Annotated in this window: 23 protein-coding genes; 10 read left to right on the forward strand and 13 right to left on the reverse strand. The window is 70.0% G+C overall.

The features are described 5' to 3' along the window. Positions 1–14 precede the first annotated feature (14 nt). Complete coding sequence (locus AC5Y5V_RS09120) at positions 15–167, forward strand: hypothetical protein (RefSeq protein WP_499933099.1); 153 nt, start codon at positions 15–17, stop codon at positions 165–167. On the opposite strand, the gene AC5Y5V_RS09125 is transcribed toward AC5Y5V_RS09120, so the two are convergent. The 7 genes from AC5Y5V_RS09125 to hemL form a co-directional block, all read right to left on the reverse strand. Beyond that, entirely contained in the window at positions 164–1,441 is a 1,278-nt protein-coding gene (locus AC5Y5V_RS09125) for a MinD/ParA family ATP-binding protein (protein WP_499933512.1), read from the reverse strand. The genes AC5Y5V_RS09120 and AC5Y5V_RS09125 overlap by 4 nt on opposite strands. 84 nt (positions 1,442–1,525) lie before the next feature. Beyond that, on the reverse strand, positions 1,526–2,503 hold the full coding sequence (gene ccsB, locus AC5Y5V_RS09130; RefSeq protein WP_499933101.1) for a c-type cytochrome biogenesis protein CcsB: 978 nt from the start codon (positions 2,501–2,503) through the stop codon (positions 1,526–1,528). Beyond that, the gene (resB, locus tag AC5Y5V_RS09135; protein WP_499933514.1) at positions 2,500–4,083 is read right to left on the reverse strand and encodes a cytochrome c biogenesis protein ResB; all 1,584 of its coding nucleotides are present in this window, start codon (positions 4,081–4,083) and stop codon (positions 2,500–2,502) included. The genes ccsB and resB overlap by 4 nt, the downstream gene beginning before the upstream one ends. A gap of 86 nt (positions 4,084–4,169) precedes the next feature. Continuing rightward, the gene (locus AC5Y5V_RS09140) at positions 4,170–4,958 is read right to left on the reverse strand and encodes a cytochrome c biogenesis CcdA family protein (RefSeq protein ID WP_499933104.1); all 789 of its coding nucleotides are present in this window, start codon (positions 4,956–4,958) and stop codon (positions 4,170–4,172) included. Continuing rightward, entirely contained in the window at positions 4,955–5,563 is a 609-nt protein-coding gene (locus tag AC5Y5V_RS09145) for a TlpA disulfide reductase family protein (RefSeq protein ID WP_499933106.1), read from the reverse strand. The genes AC5Y5V_RS09140 and AC5Y5V_RS09145 overlap by 4 nt, the downstream gene beginning before the upstream one ends. Continuing rightward, positions 5,560–6,168 (reverse strand): histidine phosphatase family protein, encoded by a 609-nt coding sequence (locus AC5Y5V_RS09150; protein ID WP_499933108.1) that lies wholly within the window; start codon positions 6,166–6,168, stop codon positions 5,560–5,562. Before AC5Y5V_RS09150 ends, AC5Y5V_RS09145 begins: the two co-directional genes overlap by 4 nt. Next, positions 6,168–7,502, reverse strand: coding sequence for a glutamate-1-semialdehyde 2,1-aminomutase (hemL, locus tag AC5Y5V_RS09155; protein ID WP_499933111.1), 1,335 nt, complete (start codon positions 7,500–7,502; stop codon positions 6,168–6,170). The genes AC5Y5V_RS09150 and hemL overlap by 1 nt, the downstream gene beginning before the upstream one ends. A 149-nt stretch (positions 7,503–7,651) precedes the next feature. Here hemL and AC5Y5V_RS09160 point away from each other — a divergent pair, with 149 nt between their 5' ends. From AC5Y5V_RS09160 to AC5Y5V_RS09175, 4 genes are all read left to right on the forward strand, one after another. Beyond that, the gene (locus AC5Y5V_RS09160) at positions 7,652–8,044 is read left to right on the forward strand and encodes a nitroreductase family deazaflavin-dependent oxidoreductase (protein WP_499933114.1); all 393 of its coding nucleotides are present in this window, start codon (positions 7,652–7,654) and stop codon (positions 8,042–8,044) included. A gap of 92 nt (positions 8,045–8,136) precedes the next feature. Further along, positions 8,137–8,529 (forward strand): nitroreductase family deazaflavin-dependent oxidoreductase, encoded by a 393-nt coding sequence (locus AC5Y5V_RS09165; RefSeq protein ID WP_499933518.1) that lies wholly within the window; start codon positions 8,137–8,139, stop codon positions 8,527–8,529. Next, positions 8,529–9,677: an enolase C-terminal domain-like protein gene (locus AC5Y5V_RS09170; protein WP_499933116.1), complete on the forward strand. Its 1,149-nt coding sequence runs from the start codon at positions 8,529–8,531 to the stop codon at positions 9,675–9,677. Before AC5Y5V_RS09165 ends, AC5Y5V_RS09170 begins: the two co-directional genes overlap by 1 nt. Further along, positions 9,674–10,594 (forward strand): ketopantoate reductase family protein, encoded by a 921-nt coding sequence (locus AC5Y5V_RS09175; RefSeq protein ID WP_499933119.1) that lies wholly within the window; start codon positions 9,674–9,676, stop codon positions 10,592–10,594. The genes AC5Y5V_RS09170 and AC5Y5V_RS09175 overlap by 4 nt, the downstream gene beginning before the upstream one ends. On the opposite strand, the gene AC5Y5V_RS09180 is transcribed toward AC5Y5V_RS09175, so the two are convergent. Further along, complete coding sequence (locus AC5Y5V_RS09180) at positions 10,563–11,921, reverse strand: amino acid permease (protein ID WP_499933121.1); 1,359 nt, start codon at positions 11,919–11,921, stop codon at positions 10,563–10,565. The two genes, AC5Y5V_RS09175 and AC5Y5V_RS09180, sit on opposite strands and share 32 nt — an antisense overlap. A 63-nt stretch (positions 11,922–11,984) precedes the next feature. Between AC5Y5V_RS09180 and AC5Y5V_RS09185 the strand changes: the two genes are divergently transcribed. Beyond that, positions 11,985–12,401, forward strand: coding sequence for an acyl-CoA thioesterase (locus AC5Y5V_RS09185; RefSeq protein WP_499933123.1), 417 nt, complete (start codon positions 11,985–11,987; stop codon positions 12,399–12,401). A 4-nt stretch (positions 12,402–12,405) separates the two neighbouring features. On the opposite strand, the gene AC5Y5V_RS09190 is transcribed toward AC5Y5V_RS09185, so the two are convergent. Beyond that, positions 12,406–14,004: a phospholipase C gene (locus tag AC5Y5V_RS09190; protein ID WP_499933125.1), complete on the reverse strand. Its 1,599-nt coding sequence runs from the start codon at positions 14,002–14,004 to the stop codon at positions 12,406–12,408. 115 nt (positions 14,005–14,119) lie between these two features. On the opposite strand from AC5Y5V_RS09190, the gene AC5Y5V_RS09195 reads away from it, so the two are divergent. Genes AC5Y5V_RS09195 through AC5Y5V_RS09205 form a run of 3 tightly spaced genes read left to right on the forward strand, consistent with a single transcriptional unit; the run spans position 14,120 to position 17,331 of the window. After that, complete coding sequence (locus tag AC5Y5V_RS09195) at positions 14,120–15,004, forward strand: alpha/beta hydrolase (RefSeq protein WP_499933522.1); 885 nt, start codon at positions 14,120–14,122, stop codon at positions 15,002–15,004. A 7-nt stretch (positions 15,005–15,011) separates the two neighbouring features. Then, positions 15,012–17,153, forward strand: coding sequence for an acyltransferase family protein (locus tag AC5Y5V_RS09200; RefSeq protein WP_499933127.1), 2,142 nt, complete (start codon positions 15,012–15,014; stop codon positions 17,151–17,153). A 52-nt stretch (positions 17,154–17,205) separates the two neighbouring features. Next, positions 17,206–17,331 (forward strand): hypothetical protein, encoded by a 126-nt coding sequence (locus AC5Y5V_RS09205; RefSeq protein WP_499933129.1) that lies wholly within the window; start codon positions 17,206–17,208, stop codon positions 17,329–17,331. On the opposite strand, the gene AC5Y5V_RS09210 is transcribed toward AC5Y5V_RS09205, so the two are convergent. Beyond that, positions 17,328–18,014: an Rv0518 family GDSL lipase gene (locus AC5Y5V_RS09210; RefSeq protein WP_499933132.1), complete on the reverse strand. Its 687-nt coding sequence runs from the start codon at positions 18,012–18,014 to the stop codon at positions 17,328–17,330. The genes AC5Y5V_RS09205 and AC5Y5V_RS09210 overlap by 4 nt on opposite strands. Next, the gene (locus tag AC5Y5V_RS09215; RefSeq protein WP_499933134.1) at positions 18,011–19,279 is read right to left on the reverse strand and encodes an acyltransferase family protein; all 1,269 of its coding nucleotides are present in this window, start codon (positions 19,277–19,279) and stop codon (positions 18,011–18,013) included. Before AC5Y5V_RS09215 ends, AC5Y5V_RS09210 begins: the two co-directional genes overlap by 4 nt. Before the next feature lie 360 nt (positions 19,280–19,639). Here AC5Y5V_RS09215 and AC5Y5V_RS09220 point away from each other — a divergent pair, with 360 nt between their 5' ends. Then, positions 19,640–20,074, forward strand: a complete 435-nt coding sequence (locus AC5Y5V_RS09220) for an STAS domain-containing protein (RefSeq protein WP_499933136.1) — start codon at positions 19,640–19,642, stop codon at positions 20,072–20,074. Here the strand turns inward: AC5Y5V_RS09220 and AC5Y5V_RS09225 are convergent. Beyond that, positions 20,071–20,334, reverse strand: coding sequence for a hypothetical protein (locus tag AC5Y5V_RS09225; protein ID WP_499933138.1), 264 nt, complete (start codon positions 20,332–20,334; stop codon positions 20,071–20,073). The two genes, AC5Y5V_RS09220 and AC5Y5V_RS09225, sit on opposite strands and share 4 nt — an antisense overlap. Beyond that, positions 20,319–20,888 carry a transport-regulating membrane protein Mce1N gene (gene mce1N / locus AC5Y5V_RS09230; protein ID WP_499933140.1) on the reverse strand — a complete coding sequence of 190 codons (570 nt, stop codon included), beginning with the start codon at positions 20,886–20,888 and terminating at the stop codon, positions 20,319–20,321. Before mce1N ends, AC5Y5V_RS09225 begins: the two co-directional genes overlap by 16 nt. Positions 20,889–20,925 lie beyond the last annotated feature (37 nt).

A 20,925-nucleotide genomic window follows, 5' to 3' on the forward strand; every position in this document is an offset into this window, starting at 1 on the left:
AAAGGAGGTGTTGAGTGATCTACCTGCTCCTCGTTCTGGTGTTGGGGACGCTGGTCTACTTCGGCTGGCGCGCGGCCAGGGCCCAGGCGAACCGGCCGAAGACCCGCGTGATCGGGCCCGACGACGACCCGGAATTCCTGCGACGGCTAGGGAAAGACTTTCGTTAGGCCGGGAAACCGCCCGCGACGACGGCGGCCAACTCGGTGAGCGCTTCCCGCGTCTGCCGCCGCAGCCGGGACAGATCCACCTCCGCGCCCTCCTCCAGGTGCGGGTCGAACGGCACCAGCCGCACGGCGCGGCAACGCCGCGAGAAGTGGTCGACGACCTTCTGCATGTCGACATTGCCCGACCGTGGCCGCACCGCGTTGATCACCGCGACCGAGGACCGCACCAGGTCTTCGTGGCCATGCGCGTCCAGCCAGTCCAGCGTCGCCGACGCGCTGCGCGCCCCGTCGATCGAACCCGAGCTGACGACGATCAGGGCGTCGGACCTGTCCAGCACCGCCGACATCGCCGAGTGCAGCAGCCCGGTGCCGCAGTCGGTGAGCACCAGGCCGTAGAACCGCTCCAGGATCCCCAGGGCGCGGTTGTAGTCCTCGCCGCTGAAGGCGTCCGACGCGGCCGGATCGCTGTCCGACGCGAGCACCTCGAGGCCGCTTGGCCCGCGCGAGGTGTAGCGGCAGACGTCGCTGTAGCGCTCGATGGTCCCGGCGTCGTGCAGCAGCTGCCGCACGGTGGCCGCCGTCTCCAGCGGGATCTTCTGGCTTAGCGTGCCGCGGTCCGGGTTGGCGTCGACGGCCACGACCCGGTCGCCGCGGACGGAGGCCAGGGTGGATCCGAGCGTCGCCGCGATCGTGGTCTTGCCGACGCCGCCCTTCAGCGACAGCACCGCGATCTTGTAGCAACCCCGCAGCGGCCGGTTGATCTGGGCCACCAGGTCGTTGTGCCGCGCGGCCCGCGGGCTCTCGCCGACGTTGATCATCCGCCCGGACGCCACATACAGCAGCCGGCGCCAGCCCTCCGAGGGCGGCGGCTTCACCGGTCGCAGCAGCATGCCGGTGGACAGCTCCGGGTACGGCGTGTGCGGCACCTTCTCCGGGCGGTACGGGGCATCCACCGGCGGTTGCGGCGGCGCGGCCTTGTCGACCGGGCCGGTGTAGTAGCCGCCGAAGCCCGGTTCGATCGGCCGGATACCGGTGACCGGGCCCGCGTCCCAGGGCGGTAATCCGCCGGGTGCGGTCGGCGGAACGACACCGCGGGGGTCTATTCCGGGACGTCGCGCCTCGGTGCGGAATCCGGCGAAGGCGCGGGTCGGAGGTTCCGCGCCGCCGTCGGCGGGCGGCGGACCCTCGCGTCCTGGCGGGTACGGCGTCGGCGGCAACTCCCTGGTCGGATGATCGACCGCGGGGCCGCGTGCGGTGGGCGGCGCCCCCGCGCCCATCGGGTGCTCAGACAACGTCGAATTCCCCCTTTGGGCCACTGCTTGGCCCCTCGGTTACTTACCGGGCCGAATGCCGACGATCGGTCAGCCGACGCCCGCGTAGGAATGCAGGCCTACAGTCACCAGGTTAACGAAGAACAGGTTGAAGACCATGGCGACGAATCCCACGACGTTGATCCAGGCCGCCTTCCGATCCCGCCATCCTGCCGTTGACCTGGCATGCAGATACGCCGCGTACACCACCCATGCGATGAAAGACACCGTCTCCTTGGGGTCCCAGCCCCAGTACCTGCCCCACGCCTGCTCGGCCCAGATTGCGCCGAATATCACACCGAAGCCGAACACCGGGAACGCGAAGATCGTGGTTCGGTAGGCGACCCGGTCCAGGGTCTGCGCGTCGGGGAAGCGCCCCACGATGCGGGCCAGCGCGCCCTCGGCGCCCGGTTCCCCCAACCGCGACGTGCGCAGCAGGAACAGGATGCTGGCGATGCCGGCGACCAGGAAGACCCCCGAACCGAGGCTGACCACCGACACGTGGATGGGCAGCCAGTAGGACTGCAGCGCGGGCATCACCGGCGCCGCGTTCGCATAGAGCCAGCGGCCGGACACCGTGAGCAGAATGAGCACCGGCACCAGCAAGAAGACCCACAGCGGCCGGTACTGCGGGCGGCGCAGCACGATCGCGCCCGCGACCAGGCCGCAGAAGCAGGTCAGGTTGATGAACTCGTACATGTTGCCCCACGGCACCCGCGTGGTGGCCAGGCCGCGCAGCACGATGCAGGCGAACAGCAGCCCGATGCCGAGGTAGGTGACCGACAGCCCGGCCCGTCCGATGCGTTCGTCGAACGGCCGCTGCGGGCCTTCCGCGACGACCCCGGGCGTCGCGCTGTCGGCCGCTACGGCACCGGCCAGCACCCGGTCGCGGGTTTCGACGCGGCGGCCGCCGACGTAGGCCAGCTCGAACGCCAGCAGCAGCAGCGCCACCACCAGCGCCACCACCGCCGACGTGAACGCCCAGTCGGAGTACCTGGACAGGCCGATGTCGACGTGCACGGTGTTCATTTGACGTCCACCTGAGAACTCCTTTGGGCGGTCGTGTCGCTCGCGGTGTCCAGCCCGGCCAACAACCGCTCAGTCAGGCGCTCGAACTCGTCGCCCCACCCCGAGTTGTCGGTGCGCGCCAAGCCGCCCAGCTCGACGTTCACCGTACCGGGGGCCGCGCCGCCGGCCGGCGTCAGCCGCACCCACACCCTGCGCCGGCGCACCACCAGCGACACCAGCAGCCCGGCCATCATCGTGATGGCGAACACCAGCACCCACCGCTGGCCCGGGTCGTGGGAGACCTGCAGATTCACGAACGGCACGGCGCCGTCGAACCGGACGACGGTGCCCGCGCCCGGCCCCGCGTCGATGCGGACCTGCTCGCCGACGCGCAGGTTGACCCGCTTCTCCTTGGTCAGCCGGCCCTGCTGGATCAGCCGCGGATCCAGGGTGAACAGCGACTGCGGGCGCCCGGTGTCCAGCCCGGTGTCGCCGCGGTAGATGTCGACGGCCACCGCGGGCGCGTCCAGCGCGGGGAAGCGCGACGACAGCAGGGTGCCGTCGAGCTGCTCGGTCGGCGCCAGCAGGCCCTGGATCGCGATCTGGTGTATGCGCCGTTCCTCGGCGCTGGGGTAGCTGCCGGCGGGCGGGTCGATGCGCGCCACGCCCGACGAGAGCAGGGTCTGCGGGTTGTCGGGCCGCCATTGCACGGTCGACGTGCGGGTCTGCCCGTCGGGGAACGTCACCGTGAAAGTCGGGGCGTAGCCGTGGCCCTGCAGGTACACCCGGTCGCCCCCGATCCGCAGCGGGTGGTTGACCTCCAGCCGGTAGGGCCGCCAGGTGTTCGCCGCCAGGTCGTTACCGGACTGGTAGGCGATGTCCGCGGCGAACGAGGTGGCCTGGCCCGACGGCAGGTACTTCGCCTGGAAGTCGTTGACGCGCAGGCAGATCGGGTGCAGTGACGTGCCGTCGACGGTGTTGCCGGCGCGGAACGAATCGAACGCGGCCGGCGACGCCGAGCAGACGCCGGGCCCGCCGTCGGCGATGACGATCACGTTGCCCTCGTAGCCGAACAGCTTGCCGACGGCGACCGCGACCAGCAGGCCGAGCAGCGAGAAGTGGAACAGCAGGTTGCCGAACTCGCGCAGGTAGCCCTTCTCGGCGGACACCTCCACCGCTTCACCCTGTTCGCGGGTGGACGTGCGCCAGCCGCGCAGCCTCGCGGTCATGGCCGCGGCGATGTCGTGCGGGTCGCCGTCGGCCTCGGCGGCGGCGTGCTTGGGGAGCCGGGCCAGGTTGCGCGGGGCCGCCACCGGCTTGGCGCGCAGGCCGCGGGCCTGCTCGATCATCCGCGGCGTGAGGCAGCCGACGAGGGAGACGAACAGCAGCACGTAGATGGCGGTGAACCAGAAGCTGGAGAACACGTCGAAGGCCTGCAACGCGTTGAGCCAGGGGCCGATCACCGGGTGGCTTCGCAGGTACTCGTCGACCTTGCCGGCGTTGAGGCTGCGCTGCGGCAGCAGCGCGCCGGGGATCGCGCCGAGCGCCAGCAGGAACAGCAGCACCAACGCCGTGCCCATCGACGTCAGCGACCGCCACAGGTTGCGGCACCGTTGCGCGAGCAGACGCAAAAGTCCCCCAAAATGGCCCATTTTGGGTGCTTTTGTGTCTGCTCGCGGGGGCGCCGTCAAATCGGCAGCCTCACGTCGGACACGAAGGCGTCGCGCAGCCAGGAGATGAAGTCGTTCCACAACCCGGTGACCAGCGCGGCGCCGACGGCGATCAGCAACGCCCCGCCGAAGATCTGGATGGCCCGGGTGTGTCGGCGCAGCCAGCCCAGGCCCGCGACGGCCCCCGCGGAGCCGAACGCCAGCAGCACAAACGGAATCCCCAGCCCCAGGCAATAGGCGATCACCAGCGCGATGCCGCGCGCCACGTTGGCCCCCTCGGTGGCCGAGGCGACGGTGATCACCCCCGTCAGCGTCGGCCCCAGGCACGGCGTCCAGCCCAGCGCGAACACCGCGCCCAGCAGCGGCGCCCCCGCCACCGTCGTCAGCTGCCGAGGGCTGAAGCGGGCCTGCCGCTGCAGCGCCGGGATGAAGCCCAGGAACACCAGGCCCATCACGATGGTCAGCACCCCGCCCACCCGTTGCAGCAGCACCTGGTTGGTGATCAGCGCCGACGTCATGCCCAGCACCGCGACGGTGCCGAGCACGAACACCGTGGTGAACCCTGCCACGAACAGCGCGGCCGACCCGACGACCCGCCACCGCGCCGCCGGCGGCGCCTTGACGGCACCGGCTTGCGGAGCCTCGTCCACGCCGACGACCCCGACCAGGCCCGCCAGGTACGACAGGTAGCCGGGGACCAGCGGCACCACGCACGGCGAGGCGAAGGACACCAGCCCGGCCAGCACACACACGCCCAGCGCCACCAGCAGCGGCCCGGCGGCGGCGAGGTGCGCGAACCCGGTCATGACGCCGGGGTTCCCGCGGCTTCGGCAGCCACCCGTTGCACCACCGGCTGCAGATCCTCGGCCAGCAGTTCCCGCAGGAACACCGCCGCGACCCGGTGCTGGCGGTCCAGGATCAGCGTGGACGGGATGACGGTGGTGGGGTACTTGCCGCCGAACGCGATCAGCGTGCGCATCGCGGGGTCGTAGATCGACGGATAGGTGACGTGGCGGTCGCTGATGAAATCCTGCGGGGCGTCGCGGCTGTTGTCGCGGACGTCGATGCCCAGGAACGCGACGCCGGCGTCGCGGGTGGCGTCGTACACCTTCTGCAGCTGGCCGACCTCGGCGCGGCACGGCCCGCACCACTGACCCCACACGTTGACGACGACCACCTTGCCGGTGAATCCGGCGTCGTCGAGTGACACCTTGCGGCTCGGGTCCGCAAGGTCGGGCCCGGACAGCGGGCCCGGACGCCCGCGGCTGGCCGGCGGGTCGTAGTAGATGTCGGTCTTGCCGCCCGGGGAGACGAACGCGAACGTGCCGCCCTGCGCGACCGCGTCGCGTCCGGAGCAACCCGCGACCAGGCAAGCGAGCAGAACCCCGGCGATCGCCCGGCGCGCGATCACGTCGCCGCCGGTTCCGCGTACTCCACGCCGGCCAGGGCGTCGCCGTCATAGACCAGCGTCGTCACCGAGGCCAGACCGCATTCCCGGCGCCGCGGGTCGTGCCAGAGCCTGTTGCCCGTCACGTGCATGCGCAGCGTCCACACCGGCAACTGGTGGCTGACGCACACCACTTCGTGTCCGGCGCCGCGCGCCCGCGCCTTGTCCGCCGCGGTCGCCATGCGTGCCGCGATCTCGGTGTAGGGCTCCCCCCACGACGGCCGGAACGGGTTGCGCAGCTGCCACCAGAACCGCGGGTCGCGCCAGGCGCCGTCGCCGGGGCCGACCTTGCGGCCCTCGAAGAAGTTGGCCGATTCGATGAGGTCCGGGTCGGTGTCGATCGGCAGGTCGTGCGCGGCGGCGATGGGTGCCGCGGTCTCCTGGGCCCGCTGCAGCGGCGAGGCGATCACCGCGGCGACGTCGCGGCCGGCCAGGAAGTCGGCGACCGCGGCCGCCTGCTCGCGGCCCCGGTCCGACAGGTGGAATCCGGGCAGCCGCCCGTAGAGGATGCCGGTGGGGTTGTACACCTCGCCGTGGCGTATCACGTGGACGCGGGTCTGCTCGGCCATCACGCCTCCCCCGCGTCGGCCGCGGCCTCGGCGGCCGCCCGGGCGGCAAGGGGCATAGCGTCGGCGATCCGGCCGAACGCGTCGTCGTCGAGCGCGGCCGAGACGAACCACGCCTCGAACGCGCTGCACGGCGGGTACACGCCCGCGTCCAGCAGGGCATGGAAGAACGGGGCATAGCGCCACGTCTGGCTGGCCCGGGCGGACGCGAAGTCGGTCACCGGCGTCTCGGTGAAGAACACGCTGAGCATGTTGCCGGCCCGCGGAATCTGGTGTGGCACACCGGCGTCCGACAGCGCCTGGGCAAGCAGCCCGGCCAGCCGATCCGCGTTGCGGTCCAAGGCGGCATAGACCGCGTCGTCGGCGGCCCGCAGCGTCGCCAACCCCGCGGCCATCGCCACCGGGTTTCCCGACAGGGTGCCGGCCTGGTACACCGGCCCCAGCGGCGCCAGTCGCTCCATCACGTCGGCGCGGCCGCCGAACGCGGCCGCCGGCAGCCCGCCGCTCATCACCTTGCCGAAGGTGAACAGGTCGGCATCCACCGGATCGACGCCGTACCAACCGCTTCGGCTGACCCGGAAGCCCGTCATCACCTCGTCGACGATCAGCAGCGCGCCGTGCTCGGCGGTGATCGTCTTCAACGCGGCGTTGTAGCCGGGCGCGGGCGGGACGACGCCCATGTTGCCCGGGCTGGCCTCGGTGATCACCGCGGCGATGTCGTCGCCGTGCCGGGCGAACGTTTGCCGCACGGCGTCGATGTCGTTGTAGGGCAACACGATCGTGTCGGCCGCGGTGGCGCCGGTGACGCCGGGCGAGGACGGCAGGCCCAGCGTGGCGACGCCCGAGCCGGCGTCGGCGAGCAGCGCGTCGACGTGGCCGTGGTAGCAGCCGGAGAACTTGACGATCTTGGCCCGACCGGTGAACCCGCGGGCCAGCCGGATGGCGCTCATGGTGGCCTCGGTGCCGGAGTTCACCAGCCGCAGCCGCTGCACCGGCGCCACCCGGCCGATGATCTCGGCGGCCAACTCGGTCTCGGCCGGCGTCGGCGCGCCGAACGACAGCCCGTTCGCGGCGGCCTTGGCGACGGCGTCCACGACGCCCGGGTGCGCGTGGCCCAGGATCATCGGCCCCCACGAGCAGACCAGGTCCACGTAGCGGTTGCCGTCGGCGTCGGTGAGCCAGCAGCCGTGCGCCTCGGTGATGAAGCGCGGCGTCCCGCCCACCGCGCTGAAGGCCCGCACCGGCGAGTTCACCCCGCCGGGGATGACCCGGCAGGCGTCCTCGAACAGCCGCGCGGATGCGCGCACGCTGGCAGTCGCCTGGTCAGTGCTACCCATGCCGACCAGTGTCCCAGCCTTCGCGGCCGGATCAACTACAGGGTGTAAGAGTCAGTGCCGGGCGACCTCCTGGGCGAGCTGCACGCGCGAGGTCAGCCCAAACGTATCCGGGTTGAACGCGGCCGGTGTCCGCGACTTGGATAGCAGGTATGCAACTTTCGCGTCGAATGGCCCGGTTCAACCGCCGCGTCACCAACCCACTCGAAATGCCGTTCGCCGGCTGGGCCCCGATGTTCGCGATCATCGAGCATGTCGGACGGCGCTCCGGCAAGACGTACCGCACCCCGGTGTCGGCGTTCGACATCGACGTCGACGGCACGCCCGGTATCGCGGTCTTGCTGGCCTACGGCCCTGACTGTGACTGGTTGAAAAACCTCACCGCCGCCGGGGGCGGGCGGGTAATCCGCAAGCGCAAGACCTTCGACATCACCGTCCCCAGGGTCGTCAGCAAGGCCGAGGCGGCCAAGCATGTCATCGACCGGCGGAAATCCTTCGCCCGGCCGCCGTTCGACCAGGCCGTCCTGCTCACTAAATCCGGCTGATGGCGGTGGTGCGTCGCGCAGTGGCCACGACCGAGCGGCGCTCGCGCGGCCACCGGTTGATGTCGATCCGCGCCGCGGGTTGGATGGGTCGCATGCAATTTCCGCAACGGCTCGCCCGGTTCAACCGCCATGTCACCAACCCGATTCAGCGGATGTGGGCCGGCTGGGCCCCCGGGTACGGCATCATCGTGCACGTCGGCCGTCGCTCCGGGAAGACCTATCGGACGCCGGTGAGCGCATTCACGACCAGCGTGGACGGCAAGCCCGGCGTGGCGGTCCCGCTGGCCTACGGCCCCGACCGCGACTGGCTGAAGAACCTGCGGGCGGCGGGCAGCGGCAAGATGCGCCGCAAGGGCAAGACGATTGGCATCACCGACCCGCAGATAGTCAGCCGGGACGTCGCGGCTTCGCATGTGACCCGCGGGAGCGCGGTTTTCGCCCGGTTGCCGTGGGAGCAGGCGGTGCTGTTCACCAAGATCGACTGATGCGGATCACCGCGATCCGGGAGATGCCGGTCGCGCTGCAGGGCGCCCCCGCCAACGCGCTGGTCAACTTCGGCGGCCACACCGTCTCGCTGGTCGCGGTGATCACGACCGCCGGCACTGGGGTCGCCTTCGACTCGATCGGGCGGTTCGCCCAGAGCGGGATCCTGCGCGACCGGATGATCCCCCGCGTGCTCGCGGCCCCGCCCGAATCGGTGCTCGACGGATCCGGCCGGCTGGACCCATCGGCCGTGCTGGCCTGCGCGCTGCGCGACGAGAAACCAGGCGGCCATGGCGATCGGGCCGCGGCCGCCGCCGCGCTGGAACTGGCATGCTGGGACCTCAACGCCAAGCTCGACGGCGAACCCGCCTTCGCGACGATCGCGCGCCGCTTCGGGCGCGAGCCTTTGGCCAGCGTTCGGGTCTATGCCGCCGGCGGCTACTACTACCCGAGCGGCGGCCTGGACCGCCTGCGCGACGAGATGCGCGGCTACCTCGACCTCGGCTACGACGCGGTGAAGATGAAGATCGGCGGCGTCGACATGCGTGCGGACCTGGCTCGCGTCGAGGCGGTGATCGACGTCGTCGGCTCCGGTGCGCGGGTCGCCGTCGACGCCAACGGCCGGTTCGACGCGACGACGGCGGCCCGGTGGGCGGCCGCGCTGACCCCCTACCGCCTGCGCTGGTTCGAAGAGCCCGGCGACCCGCTGGATTTCGAGCTGAACCGCGCGGTCACTGCCTACTACGACGGTGCCGTCGCCACCGGCGAGAACCTGTTCTCCGTGCCCGACGTGGTGAACCTGGTCCGCTACGGCGGCATGCGGCCGGGGCGCGACGTCTTCCAGATGGACGCGGGCCTGAGCTACGGGCTGACCGAGTACGCCCGGATGCTTGACGTGCTCGAGGCGCATGGATTCGACCGCCGGTTCGCCTTCCCGCACGGCGGGCACCTGATCAACCTGCACATCGCGGTGGGCCTCGGCCTGGGCGGTTGCGAGTCCTATCCGGGTGTGTTCCAGCCCTTCGGCGGCTACTCCTCTGGTTGCGCCCTTGCCGACGGCCGGATCACGCCGACGGACGCGCCGGGCTTCGGGCTGGAGCAGAAGGCCGGCCTGGCGGAGCTGATCGCCGAGTTAGGATCGAGCGCATGAAAATCGCGGTGATCGGTTGCGGTGCAATGGGTTCCATCTATGCCGCCCGGCTGGCCGCCGCCGGCAACGACGTGCTGGCCGTCGACAGCTACCGGGCCGCCGTCGAGGCGATCGCCCGGGACGGGCTGCGGGTCACCGGCCCCGGTTACGATCGGACGGTGCCGCTGCGGGCCGCCACGGTCGCACCGTCGGAGCCCATGGACCTGATCGTGCTCGCCGTCAAGGCCGCCGACGTGACAACCGGTGCCCGGCAAGCGCTTTCGCTGCTCGGCGCGGAAACGCCCGTGCTGACCATCCAGAACGGTCTCGGTTCGGCGGACACCGTCGCCGGGATCGTCGGGGAGCAACGGGTGGCCGTGGGCATCGCCAGCGGGTTCGGCGCGTCGCGCGTCGCCCCAGGCCACGTGCACCATAACGCGATGCGGGCCATGCGTTTCGGCGCGTACTCGTCGCTGCCGTTGGCGACGGTCGAGTCGATCGCGGCGGCCTGGACCGACGCCGGATTCGACGCCGCCGCCGTCACCGACATCGCGGCCATGCAGTGGGAGAAGCTGATCTGCAACGTCGCCTACAGCGCGCCGTGCGCTTTGACCGGCATGACCGTCGGGCAGGTGATGGACGACGCGGACATGGGCCCCGTCAGCCGGGCAGCGGCGACGGAGGCCTGGAACGTCGCCCGGGCGTCCGGAATCGCCGTCGGCGTAACCGATCCCGTCGAACATGTGCGGAATTTCGGCGCCGGCATGCCCGACGCCAAGCCGTCCGCGCTGCTCGACCACGAGGCGCGCCGGGTCAGCGAGATCGACGTGATCAACGGCGCCGTCCCGCGCCAGGGCGCCCGCGTCGGCGTCGAGGCTCCCGTGAACGCGACCCTGACCGCGGTCGTCAAGGCCGTCGAGCGGGCCTGGCGTTCCTAGCGCGAGCAGACGCAAAATAGACCGCCACCACCACCGCCCAGGACAGCAGGCTCAGCCAGAGCTGACTGCGCGCCTTGTGGTCGAACGCCATCTGCACCAGCACGGCGACGATTCCGCCGGCCGTGAGCACCGACAACACCGGAAAGAACCACATCTTCACCCGCAGCTTCTCGGGCGGCGTGCGTCGTCGCAGCACGATCTGTGACAGCGCGATCAGCAGGTAGACGAACAGGATGATCGCGCCAGATGAGTTGAGCAGGAACAGAAATACCGTGTCCGGCGCGAGCCAGGCCATCAGCACGCAGAGGAAGCCCACCACCGACGAGAAGACGATCGCGACGTGCGGCACCCCGCGCCCGCTGATCCTGACCAGGTGGGCCGGCGCCTCCCCGCGCTCGGCCAGCACGAACAGCATGCGCGACGACGTGTACAGGCCGGAGTTCAGGCACGACAGCACCGCGGTGAGCACCACGGCGTTCATCAGCTGATCCGCGCCCGGAATGCCCATGTGCTTGAGCGCCGCGACGTACGGCGACGCGCCGAGCTCGACCGAGTTCCACGGCAGCACCACGACGAGCAGAAAAACCGACCCGACGAAGAAGATCGCGATGCGGGCGACGACGGAGTTGGTGGCGCGATGCACGGCGCGCTCCGGGTCGCGGCTCTCGGCGGCGGCGATGGTCACGACCTCGGCGCCGACCATCGAGAAGATCACCACCACGATCGCGCCGAACACGGCCCACACGCCCTTCGGGAAGAAACCGCCATGGGCGTACAGGCCGGAGAAGTCTAGGTGCCGGCCCGGCCACCAGCCGAACGCGAACGCCACGCCGAGGCCCAGGAAGGCCACGATGGTCGCGACTTTGATTCCGGCGAACCAGAATTCGAACTCGCCGAACGAGGACACCGAGAACAGGTTGGTCGCGGTCATCAGCAGCATCAGACCCAGCGACGACAGCCACAGCGGCACGGGAAACCAGTAGTTGAGCACCTTCCCGCCAGCGACGGCCTCGAAGCCGACCACGATGACCCAGAAGTACCAGTACAGCCAGCCGACGGAGAATCCCGCCCAGCCGCCCAGCGCCCGGCCCGCGTAATCGGCGAACGATCCCGTGGACGGGTTGGCGCTGGCCATCTCGCCCAGCATCCGCATCACCAGGATGATCAGCACGCCGCAGAGCGCATACGTCACGAATGCCGCCGGCCCGGTGTCGCGGATCACCACACCCGACCCGACGAACAAGCCGGCCCCGATGACGCCGCCGATGGCGATCATGTTGAGCTGCCGTTGCGACAGGCCCGGGCGCAGCTGCGATGTGCCGCTCATGGTGGCTAACCACAGCACATTCGCGGGCCGGGCACCACCAGGCCGCCGATATGCTGGCACGCCATGGACGAAGCTCCCACATTGGCGCAGTTCCCGCTGCACGCCTACGACAAGCTGCGCTACGCCGACACCGACCGGCAGGGCCACGTCAACAACGCCGTGTTCGCCACGGCGCTGGAGACCGGCCGCGTCGAGCTGCTCCACGACGCGAGCCGGCCACTCGCGGAACCCGGCGGGTCATTCGTCATCGCGCGCCTCGAACTCGACTTCCGGCGCGAACTGACCTGGCCCGGCGAGGTCGCCATCGGCACCAGCGTCGAGGCCGTAGGGCGCAGTTCGGTCACGTTACGGCAAGGCCTTTTTCAGAATGGGCAGTGCGCGGCGCTGGCCCGCACCGTGATCGTCCAGGTCGGTGACGACGGACGCGCGCAACCGCTCGGCGCGGCGGCAGCGGCCCGGCTCGCCGAGCTGCAGCCCTGATCGGCTACTGCGGGTTGCCGGTGCGCGGATCGAGCAGCACCCCGGGCTGCCGCGGACCGCTGAAATCGAACATCCCGGTGAGCGGTCCGGCGCGTTCGTCCAGCGAATGGTCGCCGATCCGCCCGGTGCTCCAGTTGTCTTCGATGAAGCGCAGGATCGACGTCTGGTCGGTCAGCGTGTGGTCCACGAAATTCGCTCTGGCATACGGCGATATCACCAGCAGCGGCAGCCGCGGACCGTACCCGCAGCGCCCCTGGTAGCCGAGCACCGCGCCCGGATCACCGCATCGCCCCGGGCCGTTCAGGGCGTCCGCGCCGGTGGCCGAGGGCGAGACGATCGTCGGTGCGACGTGGTCGTACCAGCCGTCGGAGTCGTCGTAGGCGATCACGATTGCCATGTCGCGCCAGTCCGGCAGCTTCTGCAGGCGGTTGATCGTCTCGACCAGGAATTGCTGCTCGTCGAGCGGGTCGGAGTACAGGGCATGCGCGTCCTGGTAGGCCGGCGGCTTGAGGATGCTGACCGACGGCAGGTGACCCGCGTCGGCGGCGGCCCAGAAGTCCGACAGGTCGTACTGGTGGTTGGCCTGATCGGTGCGGCCGATCTTGTCGGTCCCGGTCGGCGGCAGGTGATGCGGGTTCGCGGTCGACGGGTAGTACTGGAACGGCTGATGGTGCGGGACGTAATCCGCCTTGGTGCCCAACGGCAGCGCGCCGGTTTTGCCAGTGCCGCCGAGGATCTCGCCGACGTTGTGCTTCGCGCCGCATTCCGCCGTTCCGTCCGGTTTGCGGGCCGTCGGCTTGAAGCCGCCCTGGAAGTAGCCCCAGGTCACGCCCTTCGCGTTGAGCAGGTCACCGATGTTCTTGTTGTTGGCGCTGAACTGCACCTGATCCCGCGTCGAGCAGTCGTCGCCCAGCGGTTGCGAGTCGTCGATGATCGTGCCCTGCCCCGCGCCGCCGTCGGCGATTACCGCATCCGTCGGGAACGGTTTGCCATCCGGCATGAATGTCGCTGTCACGCCATGGGTTTGGCCTGAAACCAGGTTGATGTGGCCGGGTGTGGACGGGCCGAACACGGTGCCGTGTGAGTTGTCGCTCATCGCGTAGCGTTGCGCGTAGTTCCACAGCGCAGTCACCGAGTTGCCGTCGAAGTAGGCCATCGGCAGGCCCGCGACGTTGAACAGCGGCGGCGAGCAGGGATCGCCGGTCGCGTGCTCGACGAACCGGTCCATCGCACCGCCGTTGGCGGCCAGCTGTTCGGCCCGGTACTCGTGGTTCTGGTCGCAGGTCACCTGCTGTGCCGGTCCGCCCAGCCGCATCGGCTGCACCGAATTGGGGTTGCGCGTCAACAACTCTGGGGTGAGGCCGTTGACCGCGGGCGTGTCCGGCTTGGCGGTGAACGGTTGCCCGTCGATGTTGGCCGCGTGCGGATAGGTCCCGAAGTAGTGGTCGAAGGAGATGTTCTCCTGGTAGATCACCACCAGGTGACGGATCGGTGTGGTGGTTGCCGGTTCGGCACTCGGTGTGCCGGGCCCGTGCGAGCAGCCGCCCACCAGAACCAGCACCGCAAGGGCGTTGCACACGCGGCGGGAAGTCAAAGTAGCCATTTCGCTGAAATACTATGTTGGCCAGGCGTACCGGGCCCGCAACATCACCGCGATATCACAAACCCCTCTCAATTGCGGCGTGGCAGTAGCGATGAACCCGGGTCTGGGCGGCATCATGACTATCGTGCCTGAGCTGACCCGCCGAGCGGTACTGCGACTGGGCGCCGGTGCCAGTGCGGGAGCCGCTGGCCTGTGGGCTTTGGGCGCGCTCTTGGATCCGCTCGAAGCACCGGCGGCGCCGTTGCCGCAGGGCCCCTCCCCCTTCGAACCCGCGGCCGCGGGCAGCAACCTCACCACCAAGCTGACCGGCTCTTTCGTCTCGAAGGCGCGCGGCGGCGCCGAAACGAACTGGGTGGTGGTCCTGCCTCCCGGACACAACGGCAAGGCCGCGTCGCTGCGACCGGTGATTGCGCTGCACGGCAAGGACGGCAACGCGGGCATGATGCTCGACCTCGGCGTCGAGGACGCGCTGGCCCGCTTGGCGAAGGCGGGCAAACCACCGTTCGCCGTGGTCAGCGTCGACGGCGGCAGCGACTGCTATTGGCACAAAAGGACTTCGGGAGAGGACTCGGGCACCATGGTGCTCGAAGAGTTCCTGCCGATGCTGACCTCGATGGGCATGGACACCTCCCGGGTGGCGTTCATGGGATGGTCCATGGGCGGATACGGGGCGCTGCTGCTCGGCGCCCGGCTGGGCCCGGCGCGGGTCGCGGGGATCTGCGCGATCAGCCCGGCGCTCTATCCCTCCTACGAGGCCAGCGCCCCCGGCGCGTTCGACAGCGAGGAAGACTGGGCGCAGCACACCGTCAACGGACTGCCGGCCCTGAACTCAATTCCGCTGCGGGTGGACTGCGGCACCTTCGACCGCTTCTACCCGGCCACCCGCGCGTTCGTCAGCCAACTGAAAAAGCCTCCGGCGACCAACTTCTCGATCGGCGGGCACGACGTGGACTACTGGCGCAGGCAGCTGCCCGGCGAGCTGACCTGGATGGCGACCTAGCGCAGACATGACAGTCCGACAGGTAGACACCGCCACGCGGCCCCGCGCCGCGGGGCGGCGGATGGCGTTTCGGCCCGACATCGAGGGCCTGCGCACCGTGGCCGTCGTGGCCGTCGTCTTGTTTCACGCGGGTATTCCCGGCGTCACCGGCGGCTACATCGGCGTGGATGTTTTCTTCGTCATCTCCGGCTTCCTGATCACCGGCCTGCTGCACCGCGAAGTCACCGCCAGCGGGACCGTCGCGCTGGGCCGTTTCTACGGCGCGCGGGCGCGCCGCCTGCTCCCTGTCGCGGCCACCGTGGGCGTCGCCACGGCGATCGCCGCCGCCGCGGTGCTGCCCCCGCTGCAGGCGCGCCGCGTCTTCGTCGACGGCATCGCCAGCGCCCTGTATGTGGGCAACTACCGGTTCGCCATGCAGGGCACCGACTACCTGGGCACCGACCTGCCGCCGTCGCCGTTCCAGCACTATTGGTCGCTGGGCGTGGAGGAGCAGTTCTACCTGCTCTGGCCGGCGCTGATCATCGGGACAGCGTGGCTGGTCCGACGGTTCGGCAAGGACAAAGCCGGAACGACACCGTACGCGGTGTTGCTCGGGCTCGTCGCCGCGGCGTCGCTGGCCGCGGCCGTGATGTGCACCCGCGTCTCGCCGCCGTGGGCCTTCTTCTCGCTGCCCACCCGCGCGTGGGAGCTGGCCGCCGGCGGCCTGGTGGCGCTGTCGCTGGGGTGGTGGCGCCGGCTGCCGTTGGCGTCCGCGGCGGTCGTCGGCTGGGGCGGCCTCGCGCTGATCCTGCTGACCTGCACCCAGCTGGGTCCGAACACCCCATACCCGGGCACCGCCGCGCTGCTGCCGGTGCTGGGCACCGCGCTGGTCATCGGCGGCGGCTGTGCCACCGGCGGCCTGGGCGTGGGCCGGCTGCTGTGCAAGCCGGCGATGCGGGCGGTCGGGCGCGTGTCGTACTCCTGGTACCTGTGGCACTGGCCGGTGCTGCTGTTGATGCCGCCGCTGCTGGGCGAGCCCGCGGGTCTGCCCGCCCGGCTGACCGCCGTTTTCGTCTCTGCGGGGCTCGCGGTGATCACCATGTACCTGGTCGAGAACCCGGGCCGGTTCGCCAAGGCCCTGCGCTCGTCGGCCCGGGCCAGCCTCGCGGTGGCCGCAGCCGCCAGCGCGGCCGCGGCGTGCGCCTGTCTGGTGCTGCTGACGGTGGTGCCTGCGCCGATGGGACGCGGGCCGGCCGCCGCACCCGCCACGATCGTCGCCACCGCAGCGCCCGCGGCGGCTCCCGTGGCCGATCCGGTCCGCGACGCCTTCGCCCAGGCCCGCCAGATCATCTCGGCCGCCGCGGCCCAGCGTGCCGTGCCGTCGAACCTGGACCCGCCGCTGGCCAGGGCGCCGGGCGACAAGGCTGCCGTCTTCGTCAACGGCTGCACGCGGTCCTGGCGTGACGTCGGACAGAGCGAGTGCGCGAACGGCGACACCGCCTCGCCGATGACCGTGGCCCTGGTCGGCGACTCGCATGCCGCCATGTGGGATCCGGCGTTCCAGCAGATCGCCGACCAACGGCACTGGCGGCTCGAGACGATGGCCAAGGTGACCTGCCCACTGCAGGACCTGCACATCGTCAGCCCCTACCTGGGCCGCGAGTACACCGAATGCGAGCAATGGCGCGGCCAGATCATGGCCCGGCTGAAGGCCGAGCATCCGCGCCTGGTGGTGCTGAGCATGAGCCGACGCTACGGCGCGGACTTCAGCTTCACCGCCTACGACCCGGCGTGGATCGACACGCTGGGCCGCACCGTGGCCGAACTCCGCCGCGACGGCGCCACGGTGCTGGTGCTGGGGCCGGTCGCCGACCCGCAGGGGTCCGCGCCGATGTGCCTGTCGGCGCACCTGGACGACGCCACGGCGTGCGCGCCGTCTCGGACGGTCGCGATCAACGGCGGCGGCGTCGCCGCGGAGCAGGCGGCGGCCACCGGCGCGGGCGGCCACTATGCGGACCTGACCGACCTGTTCTGCAGCCCCGACCGCTGCCCCATGGTCGTCGGCAACACCCTGGTGTTCCGCGACGACAACCACGTCACGACCCAGTACGCACAGCTACTGGCACCGGCACTCGGCGCGCTGGCCGATCGCGCCTTGGCAGACGGGTGAACTTCATGGCGAAGTCGCGCGTCTTAGGAGAAAGAACTACGGAGGGTTGGAGATGAGTTTCGAAGCGGGTGTGTTGCTGGTCTGCATTTCGGCGGCCGCACCGATCGCCGGCGTGGGCCTGGTGCAGCTGCAGGCCCGGCTCGAGCGCTGGGCCTACGAGCGTCACGCCAACGACTAACGACGCAACTGCGCGCCGATCAGCGGCGCGATCTTGTCCGCCAGATACTGATGTCCCGCATCGTTGGGATGCACGCCGTCGGCGCCGATCAGGCCGGGAAGGTCGACGAACCAGCGCTCGAAGATCGGGTCGACCCACACTGCGCCCACGTCGCGCGACGCCGCGAACAGTACGTCGCGAATCTGCAGCACGGGCACCGGCACGGCGGCCGTCGGCCACGGCGGCCCGATCACCAGGAACCGCGCGGCCGGCGCGTAGCGGCGGGCCATGTCGAAGGTGCTGCGAACCTTTTCGGCCAGCACCCCGAGGTCGACGCCCTGGTCGTTGCGGGAGCCGAAGAACACCACCAGCACGTCGCTGGGGCGGACCGCCCGCGCCGTGAGGTCCTCGAAGACGCTGCCGTGGTCGCCGGGCGTGCCGTACCCGGCCTTACCCTCGGCCGCCACGTCCGGCGCGATCCGCACGCCGCGCTGACCCAGCTTCCGCCAAGCGCAGGAGGTCCACGAATTGCGGCCCTGCCCGCCCAGATCGGTGCCGGTGGTGTAAGAGTCGCCGACCACCGCGACGTGGCTGAGCCGGAAATCCAGGCTCAGCGGCCGGTAGGACTGCGCCCGCAGCGGCGGCGCCGGGCAGGCAAAGACCAGCCCGACCAGCACCGCCAGCACAGTGAAGAGACGGCTCATGACATGCGGGCCGGAACCGTTTCCAGCGTTTCCAGCTCAGGCTCGGACTCGGGCTCGGATTCGTCGTCGGGCTCGGACTCGGCGACCGTCGGCGCATCCGGGTTGTGGCCCGCGGGCGTGGCGGGGGCGTCGACCATCCTGCGCATCCAGCGGCGGGCGGGTTCTTCCACGGCGTGATACAGCAGGATCGACAACAGCACGGCGATCGCGAGCAACCCGAAGATGTTCCAGCGCCACGGGCTGTCGGTCTGCCATGGCTGCAGGCGGAAATTCACGACGGCCCACGTCCACGAGGTGTGGACCAGCTCATGGACCATGTACAGGCAGAACGAGATCTCCCCGCCGTACACCATCAACCGCGTCGACAACAGCCGCGGCAGGCTGCCCACGCCCATGGCCAGCGTGATCACCAGCGGGACGAATAGCAGGTCGACCACGCCGCCGCTGTCGTAGACCCCGGTGATCGGGAATTCCTTGAGCAGATACAGGATCCCGACGATCGCGCCCACCAACAGCAGCGAGAGGTACCCGGCGATGCGCCGACCACGGTCGGTCGGCCGCAACCGACGGACCGCGGCACAGGCCAGCGCGCCCGCGGTGAACTGCGTGACGATGCGCGGCAGCCAACTCCAGGGCGTGTAGAAGACCCCGCTGGCCAGTAACAGCACCATCGGCGGCAGCGCCGCCGCGAAAGCCAGCACGAGCAGGCCGCGCGCCCTGGTCGCGTGCTGAATCCGCCAGATCACCAGCACCAGCACACCGAACATCAGGTAGGCCAGCCATTCCGCGCTGATCGACCAGGCCGGCCCGTCCCAGCTGGACAGGTCGAAGAACGGCTGGAACCACAGTTGCACCAGCAGGACCTGACGCACGTAGCTGATCGCGGTGAGTCGACCGACGTCCGGCGACGGCGTGTGCCCGACGTGCAGGGTGAGGATGAACCACGCCGCCGCCAGGTGCAGCGTGACCAGGTAGACGGGCCAGACCCGGGCCAGCCGCAGCCACAGAAAGTGCACGGTGGCGCGCAACGAAAACGAGTGGCCCATGCGGTCTAGGTAGTTGTAGGTCAGCACGAACCCGCTGAGGATAAAGAACAGGTCGACGCCCTGCGCGCCACAGTTGAGGATCGGTGCGAGGTTGCGGCGCAGGTCGACCGAGACGTCGGAAACCATCGGCCGGAAGTGGAACAGCACCACCCACACCGAGGCGACGATGCGGAGCCCCGTCAGGGCTTTGATCTCGCCCTTGGTTTCTCCGGTGCGCACTAGTACTTCTTTTCCGTCTAGCTCTTTTCCGTCTGGACTCCGCCGTGCGGTTCGCCGTGACAAGCCCCCCGACACGCAACCGGCAGCCAGAGCAGCCTAACAGCGCGGGTCCCACGACGCGCCCGCCGCCCGCCCTCGTCGCGACACTTAAACCTGACACAAGACACGCCGCGGAGGCTCGCCGTGGATTAAGTCTCGGTATCCGCACACACCCCGCGCGCGTCCCAGGCGTCACTTCTTTAGCAAAGAGTTAGACGAGGCTGTCGGTCTCCTTAGGTTTGGCGAGGAATGTATAGACAGGTTCGGTCGACGATGCGCGAACCTGACACGAGTTCGGGAACGCCACGGGAATGGGGACACATGACTACCGCGATGACCGCCGAGCGTGAAGACTCCACTTTCGACTGCATCGGCGCCCAGGTTCGTGCGCAGAGCCGCCACCTGGCGACGGTGGTGACCGTCCGGGGCGAGATCGACGTCGTCAACGTCGACATGGTCCGGGCCTACGTGCGGCGCTTCCTGCTCGGACCCGAGCCCGTGGTGCTGGATCTGGGCGAGCTGACGCACTTCGCACCGGTCGGCGTCGGATTCCTCTGCCGGTTCGACGACGACTGCCGCGCCGCCGGAGTGCAATGGCGACTGGTCGCGAGCCCCGCGGTGAGCGAGCTGCTCGGCGACCACGCCCGGGCCATGTTCCCGATCACCCAGTCGGTGCACGAGGCGCTGCGCAACCTGGCCGACGCGATCGCCCGGCGCCGTCAGGTAATGCTGTCGCTCATCCGCAAGACGGCCTAGGCCTGACGCGCTCGCTGCCTGAGCAGCCCGGCCACCCCGACGACGGCCAGTACCCCGGCGAGCGTAGCCAGCAGCAGGCTCAGTACCACCAGCTGCGGTTCGTACACCAGCGACTCGGTGGACGGCTGGCCGTCCGCAATCGGCGCGACGATCACGGTGCGATGCGAATGCGGCCAGCACAGCGCCACACCCGCCACCGCGGCGCACGCCACGGCGAGGGAAACCAGGCTCCAGATGCGGGCGGTCACCGCGGTGGCCACGAGTCGTTCTCCTCGTCCATGTCGTCGATGTCGGCGTCGACCTCGATTGCCTCGACCTCCGGGCCGACCCGCTCCTGCACCAGCGGCGCCAGTGCCGCCCGCAGTTGACGATGGCGTCGCGCCCAGGCCTGCGCGGTGCGGCCCTCGGTCATTTTCAGGCCGATGCCGGTGCGTCCCCGCGGCACGCCGACGAGTTCACCGAGCGCCCGCGCCGACTGCCATTTCGCGAGGTCCTTGCCGGAGACGACGGAGTTCTCCGGTTCCGGAAAGATCCTGACGATTTCGGCGAGCCGGATCGTTTCGGTGCCCTGCCGCAGCGAGTCCTGGGTCAGTTCGACCGAGGTATGGATGCGTGCGGCCACCACCTGCAGGCCCACGAACAGCGACACCATCACCAGAAAGATCCCCGGAATCAGCAGGTTCATCCGCTGACCGCTGGAGATCTGGACCAGGATCATCGACAGCGCGGCGAGCGGGCCCGCCAGAATCCACAGCCAGCTGGCACCCGGTTCGTAGAACAACGGCTTGGGCCCGTCGTCCCTCGCTGGTGTCACATCCAACCCCATTCCGTGATTGTTACCCACCGATGGG

This window comes from Mycobacterium sp. NGS68, from assembly GCF_059812195.1.

Excerpts from the sequence above, each read along its gene's own strand:
- hemL (WP_499933111.1), bottom strand. The coding sequence starts at position 7,502 with ATGGGTAGCACTGACCAGGCGACTGCCAGCGTGCGCGCATCCGCGCGG.
- AC5Y5V_RS09205 (WP_499933129.1), top strand. The coding sequence starts at position 17,206 with ATGAGTTTCGAAGCGGGTGTGTTGCTGGTCTGCATTTCGGCGGCCGCA.
- AC5Y5V_RS09140 (WP_499933104.1), bottom strand. The coding sequence starts at position 4,958 with ATGACCGGGTTCGCGCACCTCGCCGCCGCCGGGCCGCTGCTGGTGGCG.
- AC5Y5V_RS09200 (WP_499933127.1), top strand. The coding sequence starts at position 15,012 with ATGACAGTCCGACAGGTAGACACCGCCACGCGGCCCCGCGCCGCGGGG.
- AC5Y5V_RS09175 (WP_499933119.1), top strand. The coding sequence starts at position 9,674 with ATGAAAATCGCGGTGATCGGTTGCGGTGCAATGGGTTCCATCTATGCC.
- AC5Y5V_RS09180 (WP_499933121.1), bottom strand. The coding sequence starts at position 11,921 with ATGAGCGGCACATCGCAGCTGCGCCCGGGCCTGTCGCAACGGCAGCTC.
- AC5Y5V_RS09150 (WP_499933108.1), bottom strand. The coding sequence starts at position 6,168 with ATGGCCGAGCAGACCCGCGTCCACGTGATACGCCACGGCGAGGTGTAC.
- AC5Y5V_RS09125 (WP_499933512.1), bottom strand. The coding sequence starts at position 1,441 with ATGGGCGCGGGGGCGCCGCCCACCGCACGCGGCCCCGCGGTCGATCAT.
- AC5Y5V_RS09185 (WP_499933123.1), top strand. The coding sequence starts at position 11,985 with ATGGACGAAGCTCCCACATTGGCGCAGTTCCCGCTGCACGCCTACGAC.
- AC5Y5V_RS09165 (WP_499933518.1), top strand. The coding sequence starts at position 8,137 with ATGCAATTTCCGCAACGGCTCGCCCGGTTCAACCGCCATGTCACCAAC.
- AC5Y5V_RS09195 (WP_499933522.1), top strand. The coding sequence starts at position 14,120 with ATGACTATCGTGCCTGAGCTGACCCGCCGAGCGGTACTGCGACTGGGC.
- AC5Y5V_RS09210 (WP_499933132.1), bottom strand. The coding sequence starts at position 18,014 with ATGAGCCGTCTCTTCACTGTGCTGGCGGTGCTGGTCGGGCTGGTCTTT.
- AC5Y5V_RS09220 (WP_499933136.1), top strand. The coding sequence starts at position 19,640 with ATGACTACCGCGATGACCGCCGAGCGTGAAGACTCCACTTTCGACTGC.
- AC5Y5V_RS09190 (WP_499933125.1), bottom strand. The coding sequence starts at position 14,004 with ATGGCTACTTTGACTTCCCGCCGCGTGTGCAACGCCCTTGCGGTGCTG.
- AC5Y5V_RS09160 (WP_499933114.1), top strand. The coding sequence starts at position 7,652 with ATGCAACTTTCGCGTCGAATGGCCCGGTTCAACCGCCGCGTCACCAAC.
- AC5Y5V_RS09170 (WP_499933116.1), top strand. The coding sequence starts at position 8,529 with ATGCGGATCACCGCGATCCGGGAGATGCCGGTCGCGCTGCAGGGCGCC.
- ccsB (WP_499933101.1), bottom strand. The coding sequence starts at position 2,503 with ATGAACACCGTGCACGTCGACATCGGCCTGTCCAGGTACTCCGACTGG.